This window comes from Actinoalloteichus hoggarensis (assembly GCF_002234535.1).
Classification (GTDB): domain Bacteria; phylum Actinomycetota; class Actinomycetes; order Mycobacteriales; family Pseudonocardiaceae; genus Actinoalloteichus_A; species Actinoalloteichus_A hoggarensis.
Genome location: NZ_CP022521.1, coordinates 4,788,389 through 4,804,409, shown reverse-complemented (window position 1 = coordinate 4,804,409; position 16,021 = coordinate 4,788,389). Strand labels below are relative to the sequence as shown.

Below are 16,021 nucleotides of genomic sequence, written 5' to 3'. Positions count from 1 at the left end.
ACACGAATGCGACAGAAGGAGTCACGATGAAGGATCAGCGATTCTGGGACGACCTCTACGGCAGCCGCGAACAGCTCTTCAGCGGCAATCCGAACGGCGTGCTGGTCGCCGAGGCGTCCGGCCTGCCCGTCGGTCGTGCTCTCGATGTCGGCTGCGGAGAGGGCGGCGACGCCCGATGGCTGGTGGAACGCGGCTGGCGGGTCACCGCCGTCGACATCTCGCAGGTGGCTCTGGACCGCGCCGCCCGCGCCGTGGGCGACGACGACGTGCGATGGGTCCGAGCCGACCTCACCACCACGCCGCTGGAGTCGGGCGCCTACGACCTGGTGTCCCTGCAGTACTTCCCTCTCGTGCGGGATGAGCGACACGCCGCGCTACGCGGTCTGCTCGCCGCGGTCGCGCCCGGTGGAACGCTGCTCGTCGGCGCCCACGACCTGGGGGACCTGGGGGAGCATCGCGCGGGCGAGGGGCACGGCGACGGCGTGGAGTCGGGGGCGGAGCAGCCCGACTTCGACGTCGACAGCATCTATCAGCCCCACGAGATCGCCGACCTGCTCGACGACGGCTGGGAGATCCTGGTTCAGGAGACCCGCCTCCGGACCGCGCCCGCGCCCGAGGGCACCCGTCACGTCCACGACGTCGTCCTGCGAGCGAGGCGCCTGCCTGCGGCCTGACCGGGCGTCGACCGGCGTCGGCTGCACCGAAGGGGTCGTCTCACAGGCCCGGCGTGCGCATCCTCGGCCCGCTCGTGTCGCCGCGGCCTGCCTCGGGGGCCGATCACGGCGGATCGCTCCGACGTCGGCAGGAGCTCGACCAGGGGGGTCGCCGCACCCACCTGCTGAACAATAGTGCAACATGATGAACATGTGTTCAGTGCGGGACGGCGATCTCACGATGAAGGCCAGGATCCGCGACGCGGCGATCCTGTTGTTCGGCAGGCGCGGCGCGTCCGCGATCAGCGTGCGCGCCGTGGCGGAGCAGGCCGGGGCGAGCGCGGCGCTGGTGATACACCACTACGGCAGCAAGGACGCGCTGCGCCGTGCCTGTGATCACCACGTGCTCGACGCCGTCTTCGACGAGAAGGACGACCTCGCCGCCGCCGACCTGAACGCCGTGATCGCCTCCTGGTCGGACGAGGAGAACGGCCGAGGACCCCTGCTCGACTACCTCGCCAGGATGCTCGGCGACGACACCGAGGCCAGCGCCTCGCTCTTCGACCGGCTCGTCGACCGGACGGCGGCGATGCTCGCGGCCGGGATGCGGGACGGGACCATGCGGCAGAGCAGCGACCCGCGCGCACTCGCCGTGATCCTGGCGACCCAGGGCGTCGCCCCGCTCCTCCTGCACCACCACCTGCGCCGCGCCCTGGACGGGGTCGACTCTCGGGCGGACGTCGTCCGCAGGCTGACGGTCCCGCTCGTGGAGCTGTACACCCGAGGAATCCACACCGACGAGACGATCCTGGCGGCGGTGCGGCAGGCATCCGCGGCGGACGGCTCGACACCGCCCGCCGCCGACCATGCCACCGGCGAGTGAACGGGGACCACATCCGATGCCGACCCTGACCACGACGAACGGGACCTCCCTGTACTACGAGGTGCACGGCGCGGGACCGCCGCTGCTGCTCGTCCACGCCATCAGCGCGGGCGCCGCGATGTGGCGCCCGCAGGTGGAGCACTTCGCCGCCACCCACCGGGTCATCACCTTCGACGCGCCCGGCGTCGGACGCTCCGGCCCGATCCGGGGCAGTCGAGGCACGCTGCCGGCCATGGCCGCCGACGTCGTCGACCTCCTCGACCACCTCGCCGTGGCCCGCGCCGCCGTCTGCGGCGTCAGCTTCGGCGGCATCCTGGCCCAGCAGCTCGCCGTGACCCACCCGGAGCGGATCGAACGGCTCGCGATCGTCGACTCCTACAGCGACTCGCGACCCACCAGCCTCGGCCGGGCGGCCTGGCTCGCCTCCGTCTACGCGGGCGCCTGGTCGAACCTGCTGCCCACGCGAGTGCTGCGGTCGATCATCGAGCGGCAGTACCGACGGTGGCCCGAGGCGGCGAGCGTCCTCGGCGAGGCGGTCTCGCGGCTGCGTGGCGTCGACGCCCTCAAGACCCGACTGGCCATCAACCTGGTGAACTTCGTTCCCGGCCTGCGTTCGGCGGACTTCCCCGTCCTGGCCGTGGTCGGGGCGGACTCCTGGCCGCGCTCGGGCACCTTCACGGCGGAGCTGCGTCGCGCCGTCCCGCGCACCGCCGTCGTCCGCATCCCCGACTCGACCGATCCGAGTTCGCTGTGCAGGCCCGAGCTCTTCAACGAGATCCTCGCTCGTTTCCTGCGTGACGAACCCGTCGGGACGGCGCCGGGGTGAAGATCAATCCGTCATGCCTGCCGAGACAGACCACGAACCTCCCTCGTCGCCTGCTGCCGAGGAGACCGGGCAAGGCGCCGTGTGACCCGGTCGGCGGCCTCGTCCACACTGGGCCGGCGAGGATCGACGCGAGACACCTCCCCGACACGAGGGTCGAGAAACCTCGACGCCGTGTTCTGTCGATCTTCTGCCGGGCCGTTCGTCGTACAGATAGGACACGACCGAGGAGAGGACAGTCTGATGGCGCAGTACGCCGTGCTCATCTACGAACGGGAGACGCCCGGTGGCGTGGCTGACATGCCGCCGGAGGTCATGGAGGCACACCGCCGGGTTCCGGAGCGTGTTCGAGAACTGGGCGGCAGGATCGTCAGCGCCTACGCGACCCAGCCGAGTGCCACGGCCACCTCGATCCGAGCCGACGTGATCACCGACGGCCCGTTCATCGAGAGCAAGGAGGCATTGGCCGGGTTCTTCGTGATCGAGGCCGATGACCTCGACCAGGCGCTCGCCATCGGCCGGGTGGTTCCGATCATGGACGGCGGCGTCGAAGTGCGGCCGCTCATTCAGGAGTGATCGATCCGCAGGCGGCACGGGTTCACCGGGCGTCACCGACGCGCACCGTCGCGAATGGGCCTACGTCCTCGCCGCGACGGTGCGCGTCGCGGGTGAGGTCGGCCTCGCCGAGGAGTGCGTGCAGGACGCCTACGTCGCGGCTCTGCGAGCCTGGGCCCGTGACGGCATCCCCGCGAACCCCGCTGCCTGGTTGACGACGACGGCACGACGCAAGGCGCTCGACGCACTTCGCCGTGCCGAGACGTTGCGCGCCAGGCGGCGTCTGCTCGCCGAACCCGAAGCGTATGAGGCCGACGTCGCGGTCGAGACGGTGCCCGACGACCGACTGAGCCTCGTCTTCACCTGCTGTCATCCCGCCCTGGCGCGAGAAGCGCAGGTCGCCCTCACCCTGCGGCTGATCTGCGGTGTCAGCACGGCGGACATCGCGAAGGCCTTCCTGGTCTCGGAGACCACCATGGCGGCCCGGATCACCCGCGCCAAGAAGAAGATCACGGCGGCTCGGATCCCCTACCGGGTGCCCGCGCCCGAGGAGCTGCCGGAGCGGCTGGACGCGGTGCTCACCGTGATACACCTCCTCTTCACCACCGGCCACACCGCGCCGTCCGGCGGCAGACTGGTGCGCTCCGAACTGGTGGACCGGGCGGCGGACCTCGCCCGCATGCTGCGAGAGCTGATGCCGGACGAGCCTGAGGTCCGAGGACTGCTGGCATTGCTGCTGGTGAACGACGCGCGGCGGGCGACGCGGACCGATGCCGACGGAAGGCTCGTCCTGCTGGCGGAGCAGGACCGATCGCAATGGGACTCCGACGCCATCGAGGAAGGACACCGGCTGGTCGTCGAGGCGCTTCGAGCAGGCGGCGTCGGCCGATTCGTCCTCCAGGCGGCCATCGCGGCGCTGCACGCGCGTGCGCCGACCTACGCGGACACGGACTGGCCGCAGATGCTCGTGCTCTACGACGCGTTGAGCGCGGCATGGCAATCGCCGGTGGTGGCCCTCAATCGGGCAGTGGTGCTGGCGATGGTCGACGGCCCGGCCGCCGCGCTGGCGGAGGTAGCCGCGCTGGAACATGCGGGTTCACTGGCCGGATACCACTATCTGCCCGCCGTCAAGGCCGACCTCCTGCGTCGTCTCGGCAGACACTCGGAGGCCGCCTGTGCCTATCGAGATGCGTGGGAGACGGCCGACAACGAGGCGGAGCGGGCGTTCCTCGCCGCGCGGCGAGCCGAGGCGGCGAGCCGGGGCGCCTGCGGTCCGGAGGAAGGCGCGGGCGACTGAGGCCGCCGCCGCGCGGGCGTCCCACACCGCTCGGGCCGAGGCGGGGTCGACATACCCGGTCGCGGGCTCCGATCGGCGGTCTCTCCCCGAGCGCGCTCCTCGTCGGCGCCCGGCTCCCCCTTGATCGCGGAGCCCCCTGAATCGTCGTGCTCCCCCTGAATACGTCGTGCTCCCTGAATCGCGGCGATCAGTGGATCGTGTCGGTCAGCCCCGCCCGCCGCCTGAGGCCGTGGCATCGCATTGACAGACCGCACCACGCCCGATGGGGCCCGGTTGTCGCAGGGGCGGTGCGCGCCGCCTGCGGATCCTCGTCGCGGCTGTCGACTCCGAGCTGTCCGGCTCGTCGGAGAGGGAAAGCGGTCGGTCGTCGTACGGCCTACGCGGCCGAGCGGCGGCCGCGCCACGTGACGGGTCCGCCACAGACCCGTGACCCGGCAGCGGTCCGACGGCGAGCGACATCAGGACGAGAGGACGCGAGAACGTGACCGTCAACGAAGTGCCCGCCAAGGCCGGGCGCCGGGAGTGGGCGGGCCTTGCCGTGCTCTCCCTGCCGACTCTGATCATCACCTTCGACATGTTCGTGCTCCTGCTGGCCCTTCCGGGGTTGAGCGCCGACCTCCAGGTCGGCACCAACGCTCAGCTGTGGATCGTCGACATCTACGGCTTCATGGTCGGCGGCTTCCTCGTCACGATGGGCACGCTGGGCGACCGGATCGGTCGCCGGCGGCTGTTGATGATCGGCGCCGCCGCGTTCGCGGTCGCCTCGTTCCTCGCCGCCTATGCCACCACCGCTGAGATGCTGATCGCCGCGCGAGCCCTGCTCGGCATCGCAGGCGCGACCCTCGCACCTTCCACACTGGCCTTGATCAGCAACATGTTCCGAGACCAGCGACAGATGGCCTTCGCCATCGGCGTCTGGGCGGGCTGCTTCACGCTCGGTGCCATCCTCGGACCGTTCGTCGGCGGACTGGTGCTGGAGCACTTCTGGTGGGGTTCGGTCTTCCTGCTCGCCGTCCCGGTGATGGTGCTGTTACTGATACTCGGACCACTGCTGCTGCCGGAGTTCCGCAGTCCCGTGACCAGTCGTATCGACCTGGTCAGCGTGGGACTCTCCCTCGCCGCCGTCCTGATGTTCATCTACGGCCTCAAGGAGGCGGCTCGAGACGGCCTGGGCGTCGTGTCGGTGCTGGTCGGGTTGATCGGCATCGGGCTCGGGGTGCTGTTCGTGCGCAGGCAGCGCACCCTGACCGATCCGTTGTTGGATCTCAAGCTCTTCGGGAACCGATCCTTCAGCACCATGCTGGTCGGTCCGCTGTTCTACAGCATGATCGGCGGAACGACCATGGTCTTCCTGACGCAGCACTTCCAATCCGTGGCGGACCTCTCCCCGCTGCAGGCGGCGCTGTGCCTGCTCCCGGGCATGGTGGTGGGGACGTTCAGCTCCATGGTCTCGCCCGTCCTTGCCCGCTATGTCCGGCCCGCCTACCTCATCGGTTACGGCCTCTTCGGCGTGGTGGCCACCTTCGTGTGGTTCACCCAGGTCGACGCCGACGCGGGCCTCGCCGTGCTCGTCATCGGTTTCGCCGTCATGAGTCTCTGCGACGGTCCGCTGATCGCCCTGGGCACGGGACTCGTCGTGGGCTCGGCACCGCCGGAGCGGGCCGGATCGGCGTCGTCGATGGCGCAGACCAGCAACGAGATGGGTGCCGCTCTCGGCGTCGCCACACTGGGCACGCTGGGCACGGCGGTGTACTACCGGGACTTCCTCGACAACGTCCCGGCGGGCGTCCCGGCCGACTCGGTCGCGGCAGCCGGGGAGAACATCGCCGGAGCAGTGGTGGCGGCAGGTGAACTGTCTGAACCCACCGCCACGGAACTGCTGCAACCCGCCCGAGAGGCGTTCACGTTCGGGCTGAACGTGTTCGCGGGCGTGAGCGCCGCGATCCTCGCCGCGATCGCCGTCCTCGTCCTCGTCCGGCTCAAGGACGTACCGCCGTTGGGCAAGGAGGAGGAACAGCAGGAACCCGGGGAGAACGTCGCCGACGACGTCACCTCCTAGAACGCCCGGGCCCGCCCGCGACCCCCTGGCGGGTGGGCCGGGTGCACGAAGAGATGCCGAGCGGCATCGCTCCCGACGGCCGGCCGTCGGGAGGACGGCGAGTACGGCCTGAGGTGCCGCCCAGACCACTTCAGGTCGAGGTCGACTCGTCTTGAGCCGCTCGGCATCCTCGAAAACCGGTCCGTCGACGCCCTTGCGTCGGCGTCGCGCCTCGCACGGTCCGGCCGTGCTCAGCACAGGAGTTCGCGGACGTCGGGTCGGGCGAGCACGGCCGCGCACCAGGCGAAGTGCCCGTCGGTCCCGTCGGCGGCGTAGCTGTTCGCGCCCAGCACGGCGTAGGCGGCGCGGTACAGCAGGAGCAGCTCCCGGGAGTGACCCGACCGCGTGACGAACCGGCGGAGCAGGACGTCGTCGTACTCGGCGGCGCGGGGGCCGTACATGTCGAAGAACCCTGCCCCCGTCGCCGCGTCGAAGGCCGTGTCGCCCGCCGTGCTGAGGAATCCTCAGTCCACCAGGCCGACGACCCGGCCCGCGTCGTCGACGAGGACGTTCTCCGGGCAGACGTCACCGTGGACGATCGCGTCCCGGCCGGGCCGCAGGTCGGCGATGCGGGCGAGCAACGTCGTGACCAGCGTGTCGAAGTCGTGGACGGCGGACCGCAGCACGCGGCCGTGCAGCGCGATCCGATCGCCGATCGTCGCCGCCGGCGCGGCGGGCCAGGATTCGGCTCCCGCCCACGGCGACGCGGTGGAGCCGAACAGGCCCATGGCCCGTGCGGCAGGCCCCGCCGTGGTCGTGCCGAGGGCGGTGACCACCTCGGCCGTCGCTTCGAGGGCGGCGGGAACGCTCAGCGCGCCCGTCTCGACCGCGGTGCGCAACGGGATGCCCGACAGGAGCCGTTCCGTGGTCACGACCGAGCCGTCGACCTCGGCGACGTCGAGGATCTCGGGCGTCGCGAACGGCAGGCCAGCCGCGGCGACCTCGCGGTAGAGGTCGCCGAGGCGTCGGCACCCTTCGGCCGAGCGGTCGAACCACACCGTGCCGACCAGCCCGCCCCCGAGCCGGAACACCTCGCCTTCCATGCCCGCTCCCAGCGGCTCCACATCGAGGGCACCGCGCTCCCGGACATGGGCGAGCACACGATCACGCGTGGTCATCGAGCCTGTTCCTCCGTCGCTGCTTCAGGGCATCGCGATGGGGCGGGGCCGGAGTCCACCCGATCGATATCTTGCCTGAATAGAACAGATGTTCGATAGTCGTGTCATGGTCATTCGCCTGGTCACCTCGGTCCTCGTCCCGGTTCTCCTCGCCGTCGCCGTGCTGCTCCGTCCACGCCGCATGTCCGCTGTCGGCAGGATGCCCCTGCCCCGCCCTCGTCGTCCGAGACCAACACCTGGTGATGAGAGGTACGGCGTACGCCGTTCGCCTGTGCGAGGTGCTGGGCTGCCTGGTTCTTCGGGGAGTCGAACCCCGGCACTGCCCGCCGCGCGCCAGGAGGGAGTCGGAAGACCGCCGACCCTCGGCTGGTGTTCGCTTCTCGGGCGACTACTCGCTGCTGCCGACAGTCGCCCCGCCGGTCAGTCCAGCAGGTCGACCTCCCAGTTGCTCCGCTGGATCGCCACGTCCACCGCGCGGATCTCCCGTGCGATCCGATCCGCCTGCGCCCGCAGGTCGGCGACGGGCAGCGCGGCCAGGAACATCAGCTCGGAACGAAGCTGTCGCGCGCCCCCTCGGCGGTCCCGCCGCCCGGCCGCCGCATCGGCGGCGTCGGTGATGACGCTGTGGCGCAGTCGCAAGCCGTCGCGTCGTGCGAGCGCGTCGGTGATCGTGCCGTCGCCCAACCGGGTCACGGAGTTGGTGCGGTTGATCCGACGGATCAGCGACTCCAGCTCGGCGCAGGCCTCCTCGGCTTCGCCGAGTAGATCGGCGGCGTTCTCTGACGGGGCCTCACCCTCCTGGTAACGGGCGTTGTCGACGATTCGGGCTCGCAGCTGCTCGATCCGCCGTGTCGCCTCCGCCCGCGCCGCGAGCGCCTCGCCCAGCTTCATCGTGCCCTCCTCACACCGGGAGAGCCGATCGTGTCACAGCCCGGATCACCGGGGAGCCGAGGAACCGGACCGAGCAACGGGACCGAGGAATGGGGCCGAGGAACGGGACCGAGGAACGGAGGTCGCGAGGCAGGAGGGCGCGAGCGGCGCTCGCCGGAGGAGGTCGTCCGGCTGGTGCGGCTCCTCGCCCGGCCCGCCGCCAGGGTTCGGCTGGGGAAGCTGTTCGGCTGAGGGACATCAGTCTGACGTCGTCCTGACGTCGTCCTCACCTGACGGGGTGTCAGTGCGCTGACCCGCGGATGGTGAACGCGTGGGCCGGACGGCGGGGGCGAGGAAGACGGCGGCGAGGACGAACGTCAGTACGACGACCATCGCCCCACGCAGGCCGTACTCGTCGCCGAGGAAACCCAGCAGTGGTGGTCCGACGAGGAAGGCGACGTAGCCCGTGGTGGCCACGGCGCTGACGCGCCGCGCCGCATCATGCGGGGAGTCGCCCGCCGCCGAGATGCTGATCGGAAAGCCCAGGGAGGTGCCCAGACCCCAGAAGACCACGGCCGCCCCCGCGAGGCCGGGATGCTCGGCGAAGATCACCAGCGCCAGCCCGATCACGCCGAAGACGGCGCTCGCTCGCACGACGGCGACCCGACCGAAGCGGCTCAGGAAGAACCCGCCGGAGAAGCGTCCGATGGTCATCGACGCGGCGAAGCCGGCGAAGATCAGCGAGCCCGCCGTGGCGTCGAAGCCGTGGCCGTCCACCATGAGGAGGGGAAGCCAGTCGTTCGCCGCGCCCTCGGCGAGGGCCATCGCCAGCACGATGAGGCCGATCAACACCAGCCGGGAGTCTCGCCAGATCGCTGCCGAAGCCCTTGGTGTCGAGGGAGCCTCGGGGGTGCGAGCCCCGATGCCCGTGCCTGCCGGGATGGCGCGCACGGCCCAGACCGCCGCCGGGATCGTGATGAGCGCGATCAACGACAGGTGCAACGCCACCGGGAAGTCGGCCGCGGTGAGCGCGATGCCCGCGACCGCGCCTGCGACGGTGCCGAGGCTGAAGCAGCCGTGCAGGGTGGTGAGCAGCGGACGCCCCTGTATCCGTTCGACGACCGAACCCTCGATGTTGATCGCGATCTCCGCGGAGCCCATTCCGCCGCCGAAGAAGGCGAGTCCTGCCGCGACGACGACGGCGACCGAGGTCACGGCGCCGAGCGCGATCGTGGCCATGCCCACGATCATCAGCGTCAGGCCGACGGCGGCCACGGGGCGCGTCCCGAAGCGGCGTACCAGCAGGCCCGCGCTGAGGATGCCCGACATCGAGCCGACGGACAGACCGAACAGCACCAGGCCCATCTCGCTGGTCGACGCGCCGAGGATGTCTCGGATCGCGGGGGTGCGAGTGATCCAGGACGACATGGAGATGCCGGGAATGAAGAAGGCGAGGAGCAGGGCGGAGCGGCGTCTGCGCAGGACGAGGTCCATGAACGGCTTTCTGTCGCGGTGAGCGGACGGAAGAGGCGGCGGAGCCGGCGGCTCGGGGCCGGGCGACCGATCCGGCGAGTGTACAAACGTACACTCGCGAAGTGTACCCACCGGAACAGCACGTGAGAAGATCTCGGCGACCGTGACCGATCGAGGAGTGTCGCCGTGGCCCCTCCCGCCCGCAGGCCGCCCGATCCGGAACGGCGTGACCGGATCATCGAGGCGGCTCTCGACGTCATCGCCGAGCGCGGGGTGGCGGGCACGACGCACCGCCGGATCGCCGAGGCGGCGGGAGTCCCGCTCGGCTCCATGAGCTACTACTTCACCGGCATGGACGAGGTCCTCTTCGAGGCCTTCAGCCGGCTGACCAGCGCGATGTCGACTCGCTACCGCGACCTCATCAGCCAGGCACGAGACCGACAGCAGGCGGGTGCCGCGGTGGTGGAGATCATCTCCGGCGCGGCGTACGGCACGCCGCGAGAGATGCGGCTCACCCTGGAGCTCTACGCATACGCCCTGCGGCGGCCGCAGCTCGTCGAGGTGATGCGGGACTGGATGGCGGCCAGCCGGGCCAGCCTGAGCATGCACTTCACCGCGCGTACGGCACGCGCCCTCGACGCGCTGATCGAGGGGCTCACCATCCATGACGCGATGGACGCCACGCCGATGCGGCGCTCCGACGTCGCCGCCGTCGTCGACGCGATCATCCGACTCGATGATGAGCAGCCCTGAGGAGACGCGTCCCGCACCCGCGATGCGTGACCGTGTCCGACGGCTGCCGTGGCACGGGCGGGCCGGCTCGCTTCGGTGACCACCCGGCGGCATAGACGACCCCGCCGATGGGGAGATCGCTGGAGTCCGTGGAGCAGCGTTCTCCAGTGCGGAGAGCATTCCGGCGTGGGGGAACCCTCGGCGTGGGTAGGTCGCCTGGCCGACCCGGAGACCGTTCTGGTCTGTGGATTGCTGTTCTGGAGTGTGGAGACCATTCCGGCGTGGGGAGTCCTCGGCGTGGGAGATCGCCTCGCCGACAGAAGACCTCTTCGGTCCGTGGGCCACTGCCGTGGCCCGTGGAGGCCACCAGACCACCCCGGTCGGTGACCACGGCGACAGGTCATCAGTACGACGTCGATCCCCGTTCTCGGCGGCAGCCGGGTGCCGGACGCGGTGCGAACCGTCCCGGTGCTGCCGGGCGGATGGTGCTGCCCGCGCTGATTCCTGGTCAGGCGGTGTGGGAGGCGCAGCGGCGGCGGGGTCCGCGCCCGGCCGATCGTCGCCGCAGGCCGGGTGGAGCGCGATGACGACTCCGGGCGACACTCTCGGCATGATCTCCGAGGCCGCCACCGACGACAGCCGCCGCGACGTGCTCGATCTCCTCACCGCCGTCGCGCCCGGGACCGCACCCGACACCGTGCCCATGACCGAGCTTGACGAGCTCTACGCCCCGGTCGTGCTGCGCTATCACGATCCCGAGACCGGCCGACTGCTCGGCGCCGCGCTCAGCTGCCGCGCCCAGATCGCGGTAGGGGGTGCCTTGCAACTGATGGCGGGAAAGAGGCTGCCACGCGAGCTCGACTTCGGCCCGGTGCTCGATCGGCACAGTCAGCTTCAGCGGCTGGCCGTCCTGCCGGAGGCCCGCGGGCAGGGGATCGGAGGCCTGCTGTTGACGGACCTGAGCCGTCGGCTGCGGGACCGCGGCGTCCGGGTCTGGTTCGGCCGTGTCGCCGTCGATCAACAGACCGAGCCGCTTCGCGGATTCCTCGCCCGACACGGCTTCACCGTCCTCGAGGACGGCGCTCCGCTGCCGATGCTGCTCGGCAGGCACTGGCGGACAGCGGAATCCGAGTCGACGGCCTTCCACTTCTATCGGCGGCTGGCCCCGGCGGAGGACTGAGGGACGGTTCGCCGCCGACCGCTCGCGGATGCACCGGGGCGTGTGTCGATCGACGTCGGCGCCACCGGTCGCAGGTACTGCTGGCAGCGGGCGACCGGCTGATGCCACTGGTGGCGTGTGGTCTGCGGGTGCCGCTGACAGCCGGCGGTCCAGTCGATGCCACTGGTTGCGTGAGACCCGCAGGGTTGCCGGCCGTCGGTAACCGGCGGGCGTTGTCGGCAGGCGCCACCGGCAACTGGTCGACCGGCAGCTGCCACGGGCTGCCGTCGCCGGCAGACGACCACATTCCCGTCGGCACCCCGCCTGCCGAAGGCGGCACGTTGACGGCGGCCGCCGATCCACACCGACTGCCTGCGGCCGGTACCAACGGAAGACTCCGCCTGCGGCCGCGGCCAGCGCTCACCCGGCACTCCCACCGGCCGCCCGCGGGCACCATCCGCCGCCGGAGCGACTGCGAGGCCCGCGCCCCGCCGCTGGGCCGCCACTCTGCCGGGCCGCCACTCCGCCACGCCGCCACGCCGCCAGCCGCCACGCAGCCGGCCGCCGTGCCGCTGGGCCGCCGTGCCGCCGTGCCGCTGGGCCGCCACTCCGCCGGGCCGCCACTCCGTCGGGCCGTCACATCGCCGGGCGCCGGGCCGCCACACGGCCACGCCGCCGGGACCGCCGTGGGTGACGGTGTGGAGCCGACGGTGCAGCAGCTCACGACGTCGGGACGGGCGAAGTCGCCGCGGTGTCAGCGGGTGCACTCCTCCGAGACCGTCGTTCCTCTCGCACCCGGCCCGGTCCTGCGTCGTCGACGTCGCATGGTCCTTCTCCCGTCAGTGGGATCGGCGCGACGGTCGTGATCGAGGATCAGCAGACCTTGTGTGCCGTGACGGCGCGGCTCGACCCGGCGGCGAGGTGGGCCGTGTCACCGAAGGGGGCTCGACCGGCATGTTCGGCGGCTGGGCGGCGGCCGCGTGGGTGCCGTGGCCTTGCGGAGCGCAGTGCCGGGGCGCGCGATCGTCCCGTCGAGTCTGTCGACCGCGCCCCTTCGTCGGATGCCGCAGCCCCTTCGTCGTGGCGCGTGTTCCCCTCGAAGCCGACCTCCCGGCCACCGGCGTGCGCGTGTCTTCACGCGGGGGCTCGACCCGCGAGCCGCCGACGGTTTGTCCGCCGCTTCTCCGGGTACGTCCAGGTGTCGCCCAGCCCCCACGTCGAAGGGCCCCCCGATGCTCAGGTTGCCGTCCGCCCGAGGTGAGATCAGTGCTCAGGTGATCGAGGAGCTGCGTCGACCACCGCACGAGTTCTCCGTTCCGCAGACGAGCTGGTGTGCCGCCGAAGAGGTCGAGGCCGCCGAGGCCGACGAGGACCTGCAACTGACGCTCTTCATCGCCTACGAGCTGCACTATCGGGGGTTCGCGGGCGTCGACGAGCGGTGGGAGTGGGCCCCGTCGCTGCTCGCGGTGCGGGCCGCCGCCGAACGTCGATTCGAGGCGGCCCTGCGCGCGCGGATCTCTGTTCCGGAACCTTCGGAGGAGGAGTTGCCCGCACGGCTCTTCGCCTTGGCGGCGGCCGACGACTCGCCGTCGGTGGCGGCCTACCTCCAGCAGGACGGCACCCTTGAGCAGCTTCGGGAGTTCCTGATCCACCGGTCCATGTACCAGCTCAAGGAGGCCGACGCGCACAGCTGGGCCATCCCTCGGCTGTTTGGACCGGCCAAGGCCGCGTTGGTGGAGATCCAGGCCGACGAGTACGGCGGGGGCAGGCCGGAGCGGATGCACTCGGAGCTGTTTCGCGCGACGATGCGCGGCGTCGGGCTCGATGACGCCTACCTGGCCTACGTCGACGTCGTGCCTGCGACCACCCTGGCGTTGAACAACGCCATCTCCCTCTTCGGCCTGCACCGACGGCTGCGCGGCGCGCTGGTGGGCCATCTGGCGGCGTTCGAGATGACCTCCTCCGTGCCGAGCAGGCGGATCGCCGCAGGCATGCGCAGACTCGGGCTGGACGACGAGGCGGTGTTCTTCTTCGACGAGCACGTGGAGGCCGACTCCGTCCACGAGCAGCTGGCCGCGCACGACCTCTGCGGAAGCCTGGTACGGGAGCAGCCCGACCTTCGGGCGGACGTGGTGTTCGGCGCGGCGACCGCGCTGATGTTCGACGGCCTGTTGGCGGCGCGGCTGCTGCGCAGCTGGGCGGACGGTGCCTCCTCGCTGTCCGGGCCGATCTCCGTGGCGGCGTGACCGACGTCGGACACGGGGCACCACCGGGTCGGCGAGCGGTCGGCCTGGAGACCGACATCCACGTCGACGAACGTCAGTGGGCTCGCTCCTACGACCGCGTCGCCGCATACGGGCAGGCCGAGCTCGCCGACCTGGTGTTCCGCCGGCCCGCCTGCGGGCTCGCACGTCCGGTCGAGGCGAGGGGACACGGCCGGGGACAGGCGGGCAGGCCGTGGAGTCCGGGGCACGCACGTGGCCCGCCGGAGCTCGTCGACCGGGGCCGGTCAGCGGAGGCCCTGCCCCGGCGCGCGAAAGTGGACGACCTTGTGGCTGCCGTCGCAGAAGGGCTTCACCGCGGATCGGCCGCACCGGCAGAGGGCGACCGTCCGGCGGCGCGCGTCGACGGGGGCGCCGTCCTGACCCACGATCGCCACGTCGCCGCGGAGCACCAGCGGCCCGTTCTCGTACACCACGACCTCGGCGGCGGACTCTTCGGACATGACGACCTCCTTCGCGGTCACGACGTCACTGAGGTACCCAGGCCGTGCCCGACCGACGCCCCGGCGACCGCGCTCGATGCCGGACACGCCGGAGGCCGGCCCTGGGCGACAGGCCGGGACCGCCCTCGCGGAGATCGCACCGCGACGGGTGAGCGTCGCCCCGTCGCCGTCGCGCCTGCCAGGTCGCCTCATCGCCGAGCCGACAGCGTCGCCGCCGGTGCCACTGCCACCGCCACCGGTGTCGTCATCCGCGCCGCCGCCGTCCGTCATCGTGTGGTTCGGCGGGGCAGACGGCCACCGCCCCACGGTGTCGTCGTGCCCATCGCCGAATCATCCCGACGGCGGCGTGCGAACGATCCTCGGTGCCTGCCCGTCGCCGCGGACGGGCTTCGACGACGATCACACCGTCAACGGTTCTTCCCGGTCAGCCGGTTCTTGACCTCTTTCGCCTTCCCTTTCATGGTCCCCATCGCGTCGCGCACCGGCTCGTAGGTGCCGTACAGCGCGGGGTCGGGCTTCGGCGCCGTCCCCGGTCCGCCGAGCGGCCGGGGGTCTTTCAGGTACTCGATGCCGTCGGGGCCGCTGCTCCAACCGCCCTTGCTCCCGTCGTGGCCGTCCGACAGCCGCCAGACGGTGTTGTTGTGCACCTGATCCTCTTCGTCGAACAGGGCGCTGGGCGCGATCGGAGTCTCCAGGCCGTCCTCCTCCAGCTCTTCGATCGCCGCGAGCCACTGCTTCTGGTGGACGGTGTCCCGGGCGAGGTTGAACTGCAGCATGGAGCGGACGCCGGGATCGTCGGTCATGTTGTACAGCCTGGCCGTCTGCAGTCTGCCCTGCGCCTCGGCCGCCGCGTTCGCCCGGAAGTCGGCCAACAGGTTGCCGCTCGCCACGATGTAGGCGCCGTTCCACGGAACGCCCTGACTGTTGTTCGGCAGCGCGCCGCCCCCCGCGATGATCGCCTGCTGCGGGTCCATGCCGCCGATGACGGCGGCGGTCACCGGGTCCTGCACCGCCTCGGCCATCACGGTCGCGGGTGCGCCCTCCAAGAGCCTGGCGACCATGGTGGCGAGCATCTCGACGTGCCCGATCTCCTCCGTGGCCGTGTCCATGATCAAATCCTTGTACTTGCCCTCGATGCGGCAGTTCCAGCCCTGGAACAGGTACTGCATCGTCACCGTCATCTCGCCGTACGCTCCGCCGATCAGCTCCTGTAGTTTGCGTGCGTAGGCCGCGTCGGGCTTCTCCGGCTTGGCTTCGAACTGCAGAAGCTTCGTGTGACGGAACACGCGGGCCCCCTTCGGGTCGGCTTGCCAGCCGAGGGCTCCCGGCGGCAGTACTGCGTACCCGAGGCACCGTGGCCTACACCCCAGCCGCCGGTGCCCGCACGACCGGGTCTCCGCGTGGTGGCGGTACCGGCGGTGGGCAGCCCGCGACCGCGCATGCTCCGTGGCAACGCGGAGGCCTCCGGACACACCGGCAGGCTGATGATCCGAGATTCGCTTCGGAATGCCGGGCGACCGGCCTCGTGCGATCTCGGCGGAGAGGACAACCGGATGGCCGGTCTGCCCGACGACCTGAGCGGCGTCGACCTCGGTGGTGTCGTGCCGAGCGAGGTGCTGTCCGCGGGCGACAAGT

Annotated in this window: 16 protein-coding genes; 10 read left to right on the top strand and 6 right to left on the bottom strand. The window is 71.2% G+C overall.

Going from position 1 to position 16,021, the window contains the following annotated elements:
• Positions 1 to 26: 26 nt before the first annotated feature.
• The 6 genes from AHOG_RS20405 to AHOG_RS20380 all read left to right on the top strand — a co-directional run bounded on the left by AHOG_RS20405 (position 27) and on the right by AHOG_RS20380 (position 6,270).
• On the top strand, positions 27 to 674 hold the full coding sequence (locus tag AHOG_RS20405) for a class I SAM-dependent methyltransferase (protein WP_093942776.1): 648 nt from the start codon (positions 27 to 29) through the stop codon (positions 672 to 674).
• A 190-nt stretch (positions 675 to 864) separates the two neighbouring features.
• On the top strand, positions 865 to 1,536 hold the full coding sequence (locus AHOG_RS20400) for a TetR/AcrR family transcriptional regulator (RefSeq protein ID WP_157736945.1): 672 nt from the start codon (positions 865 to 867) through the stop codon (positions 1,534 to 1,536).
• Positions 1,537 to 1,552: 16 nt separating this feature from the next.
• Positions 1,553 to 2,362: an alpha/beta fold hydrolase gene (locus AHOG_RS20395; protein ID WP_157736944.1), complete on the top strand. Its 810-nt coding sequence runs from the start codon at positions 1,553 to 1,555 to the stop codon at positions 2,360 to 2,362.
• Positions 2,363 to 2,602: 240 nt separating this feature from the next.
• Positions 2,603 to 2,935 carry a YciI family protein gene (locus AHOG_RS20390; RefSeq protein ID WP_093942773.1) on the top strand — a complete coding sequence of 111 codons (333 nt, stop codon included), beginning with the start codon at positions 2,603 to 2,605 and terminating at the stop codon, positions 2,933 to 2,935.
• A 79-nt stretch (positions 2,936 to 3,014) separates the two neighbouring features.
• Positions 3,015 to 4,211, top strand: coding sequence for an RNA polymerase sigma factor (locus AHOG_RS20385; RefSeq protein WP_245856348.1), 1,197 nt, complete (start codon positions 3,015 to 3,017; stop codon positions 4,209 to 4,211).
• A gap of 481 nt (positions 4,212 to 4,692) precedes the next feature.
• Positions 4,693 to 6,270, top strand: a complete 1,578-nt coding sequence (locus tag AHOG_RS20380; protein WP_093942771.1) for an MFS transporter — start codon at positions 4,693 to 4,695, stop codon at positions 6,268 to 6,270.
• Between the two features lie 230 nt (positions 6,271 to 6,500).
• On the opposite strand, the gene AHOG_RS20375 is transcribed toward AHOG_RS20380, so the two are convergent.
• The 3 genes from AHOG_RS20375 to AHOG_RS20365 form a co-directional block, all read right to left on the bottom strand.
• Positions 6,501 to 6,710: a hypothetical protein gene (locus AHOG_RS20375; protein WP_093942770.1), complete on the bottom strand. Its 210-nt coding sequence runs from the start codon at positions 6,708 to 6,710 to the stop codon at positions 6,501 to 6,503.
• Between the two features lie 63 nt (positions 6,711 to 6,773).
• On the bottom strand, positions 6,774 to 7,427 hold the full coding sequence (locus tag AHOG_RS20370; RefSeq protein ID WP_093942769.1) for an aminoglycoside phosphotransferase family protein: 654 nt from the start codon (positions 7,425 to 7,427) through the stop codon (positions 6,774 to 6,776).
• Between the two features lie 420 nt (positions 7,428 to 7,847).
• Positions 7,848 to 8,318 carry a DIP1984 family protein gene (locus tag AHOG_RS20365; RefSeq protein WP_093942768.1) on the bottom strand — a complete coding sequence of 157 codons (471 nt, stop codon included), beginning with the start codon at positions 8,316 to 8,318 and terminating at the stop codon, positions 7,848 to 7,850.
• Positions 8,319 to 8,348: 30 nt separating this feature from the next.
• On the opposite strand from AHOG_RS20365, the gene AHOG_RS28780 reads away from it, so the two are divergent.
• The gene (locus AHOG_RS28780) at positions 8,349 to 8,549 is read left to right on the top strand and encodes a hypothetical protein (protein WP_157736943.1); all 201 of its coding nucleotides are present in this window, start codon (positions 8,349 to 8,351) and stop codon (positions 8,547 to 8,549) included.
• 6 nt (positions 8,550 to 8,555) lie between these two features.
• Here AHOG_RS28780 and AHOG_RS20360 read toward each other — a convergent pair whose 3' ends face one another.
• A complete protein-coding gene (locus AHOG_RS20360; protein ID WP_342746037.1) occupies positions 8,556 to 9,902 on the bottom strand; it encodes an MFS transporter in 1,347 nt (448 codons plus the stop codon).
• 54 nt (positions 9,903 to 9,956) lie between these two features.
• On the opposite strand from AHOG_RS20360, the gene AHOG_RS20355 reads away from it, so the two are divergent.
• From AHOG_RS20355 to AHOG_RS20340, 3 genes are all read left to right on the top strand, one after another.
• A complete protein-coding gene (locus tag AHOG_RS20355; RefSeq protein ID WP_093942766.1) occupies positions 9,957 to 10,523 on the top strand; it encodes a TetR/AcrR family transcriptional regulator in 567 nt (188 codons plus the stop codon).
• A 562-nt stretch (positions 10,524 to 11,085) separates the two neighbouring features.
• Positions 11,086 to 11,682, top strand: a complete 597-nt coding sequence (locus AHOG_RS20350; RefSeq protein ID WP_093942765.1) for a GNAT family N-acetyltransferase — start codon at positions 11,086 to 11,088, stop codon at positions 11,680 to 11,682.
• A gap of 1,211 nt (positions 11,683 to 12,893) precedes the next feature.
• On the top strand, positions 12,894 to 13,907 hold the full coding sequence (locus tag AHOG_RS20340; protein ID WP_184451030.1) for an iron-containing redox enzyme family protein: 1,014 nt from the start codon (positions 12,894 to 12,896) through the stop codon (positions 13,905 to 13,907).
• Between the two features lie 263 nt (positions 13,908 to 14,170).
• Here the strand turns inward: AHOG_RS20340 and AHOG_RS20335 are convergent, their stop codons facing one another.
• Together AHOG_RS20335 and AHOG_RS20330 are read right to left on the bottom strand one after the other, a co-directional pair.
• The gene (locus AHOG_RS20335) at positions 14,171 to 14,386 is read right to left on the bottom strand and encodes a CDGSH iron-sulfur domain-containing protein (protein ID WP_093944646.1); all 216 of its coding nucleotides are present in this window, start codon (positions 14,384 to 14,386) and stop codon (positions 14,171 to 14,173) included.
• A 407-nt stretch (positions 14,387 to 14,793) separates the two neighbouring features.
• Positions 14,794 to 15,672 carry a manganese catalase gene (locus tag AHOG_RS20330; protein ID WP_093942762.1) on the bottom strand — a complete coding sequence of 293 codons (879 nt, stop codon included), beginning with the start codon at positions 15,670 to 15,672 and terminating at the stop codon, positions 14,794 to 14,796.
• Positions 15,673 to 16,021 lie beyond the last annotated feature (349 nt).